2 protein-coding genes are annotated in these 2238 nt (G+C 53.0%); both read left to right on the top strand.

What is annotated here, in order from left to right; all coding sequences use genetic code 11:
• The first annotated feature begins 415 nt into the window (after positions 1–415).
• Positions 416–1600, top strand: a complete 1185-nt coding sequence (locus tag Q0482_RS02060; protein WP_299142721.1) for a trypsin-like peptidase domain-containing protein — start codon at positions 416–418, stop codon at positions 1598–1600.
• On the top strand, positions 1600–2079 hold the full coding sequence (gene rlmH / locus Q0482_RS02055) for a 23S rRNA (pseudouridine(1915)-N(3))-methyltransferase RlmH (protein WP_299142719.1): 480 nt from the start codon (positions 1600–1602) through the stop codon (positions 2077–2079). The genes Q0482_RS02060 and rlmH overlap by 1 nt, the downstream gene beginning before the upstream one ends.
• The last annotated feature ends 159 nt before the right edge of the window (positions 2080–2238 follow it).

Raw genomic sequence — 2238 nt, 5'->3', positions numbered from 1 at the left:
TACATACCTTGCCCACCCCTGCCCAGGGGTGGGTGGCGAGCGCAGCGAGCCGGAAGGGGTCAGCTGCCTGCGGCAGCTGATATAAAATATAGGCTGTGAAAAAATGATTTACATTTTTTCACAGCCCCCCTAATACCCTCCGTCACGCAGCACTGGTGACACCAAAGCAAATCCTGTAACGCTGACTTCATAATCATTGCCGCGCAGCAGCAATCCACAACCCTCGCAGCCGATAGGCTGCGTCAAACCTAAGAACCCGACCGCCCAAAGGGCCGGTCAATCTTAAGAACCTTTTTCCCTTTGGAACCCTCTAAATGTGCTATAATGAGTGAACCGGCAGGGGAGGAATATTTCCTTTCCATCTGCTTTACATACAGACTTTTTGAAATTGATTTCCCAAAACAGGGAGGTACCTATGGATAGAGAAGACTTGGACAAACAGCTGAAAGAAAATGGAGAAGCCATGAAGGACACATCCCGTGGTTCCAGAAGCGGAAGAATGAAAATCGCAGCACTGGCGCTGGCCATGCTGGTTATCGGCGGTGCAGGAGGATGCTACTTCGGCGGATTCTCCGGCACCCAGAAATCGCCGGCCGCTTCTTCCTACCAGATGCCCCAGGGCAGCAATAAAAAAATGGAAGACCTGCCTGCCATTCGCAACACCGCCGTGGTGCAGGCGGTGAAGGAAGTGGGGCCTGCCATCGTAGGCATTACAACCAGAGTCTATGACCGGGACATGTTCAACCGCCGGGTGGAAGTGGGGCAGAGCGTAGGCTCCGGTGTCCTTTTTGACAAGAAAGGATACATTGTCACCAACAACCATGTAGTATCCGGCAGCAAAGAAGTGAATGTAAGCCTTTCCAGCGGCAAAACTGTACCGGGCAAGGTGGTAGGCACAGACCCCTCCACAGACCTGGCGGTAGTCAAGATTGAAGGCAGCGATGATCTGCCTGTTGCCACCTTCGGCGACTCCGACGCCCTGCAGGTAGGGGAGACTGCCATTGCCATCGGCAACCCCCTGGGACTGGAATTCCAGGGCACCGTCACCGTGGGCGTCATCAGTGCCCTGAACAGAAGCCTGGATGACATCGACCAGCGTTTCAAACTCATCCAGACAGATGCGGCCATCAATCCCGGCAACTCCGGCGGCGCCCTGGTGACTGCCGACGGCAAGGTGGTAGGCATCAACAGTGCCAAAATCGCCAAGGAAGGGGTAGAAGGCATGGGCTTTGCTATTCCTATCAACTCCGCCAAAGGCATTATCCAGCAGCTGATTTCCAACGGCAAAGTGACCAGGGCCTATCTGGGTGTCTATGCGGCAGACAAGGACATTGCCCAGCGCTATGGCTACAACTGGGACCATGACGGCGGCGTGCTGGTGATGAAAATTGCCTCCAGAAGCCCCATGAGCCTCACGGACATCCGTCCCGGCGACTACATTCTTGCCATTGACGGCCAGACCTTCGACACTGTAAAAGGCATGAGAGAAATCCTGGATAATCATAAGCCCGGAGACCGCATCAAAGTCACCTACGAACACAATGGAAAGAAAGAAGACACCGAAGTCCTTCTGGCAGCGGCACCGGAGTCCGGAAACTGATGAGATTCACATTTCTAACCATTGGAAAAATCAAAGAAAAGTGGATGCGTCAGGGAATTGATGAATATTTGAAACGACTTTCCCCCATGGCCAAAGTGGAAATCCTTTCCCCTGATGAAGAAAAAATGCCGGAAAATCCATCTCCTGCCATGAAAGAAAAAGTGATGGAAAAAGAAGGGGACAAACTTCTGAAATACCTGAAGGACGAAGACTTCCTCATCCTTCTTGACCTCAAGGGAAAACCGGTGACATCCGAAGGCCTGGCGGACATCCTCCGCCGGAAAATGGTATCCGGCACCAGTCACTTCTTCTTCATGATCGGCGGCCCCTACGGCAACGGCGAAAACATAAGGAAACGGGCGAACCTGAAAATTTCCATCAGCGCCATGACCTTCACCCACCAGATGGCCCGCCTTATCTTGGCGGAACAGGTCTACCGCGCCATGAAAATCATCCGCCACGAACCCTATCACCTGTGAGACATGGGGCCGGCTGTCCGCCCTGACGGACAGGCCCTGCGGGCGTCAGGGTTTCAGATGGTTCAAAAGGTGCAAAGGGTGGTGGGCGTAAATCAGTTTTATCTTTAACAACCTGAAGTCCCGTGAAATTATATCTATTTCGGGGTTTGGACTCCCATC

The organism is uncultured Dialister sp., from assembly GCF_937959425.1.
GTDB lineage: Bacteria > Bacillota > Negativicutes > Veillonellales > Dialisteraceae > Dialister.
Note: the sequence above shows the minus strand (reverse complement) of the source record. Positions and strands in the feature narration are given on the sequence as shown.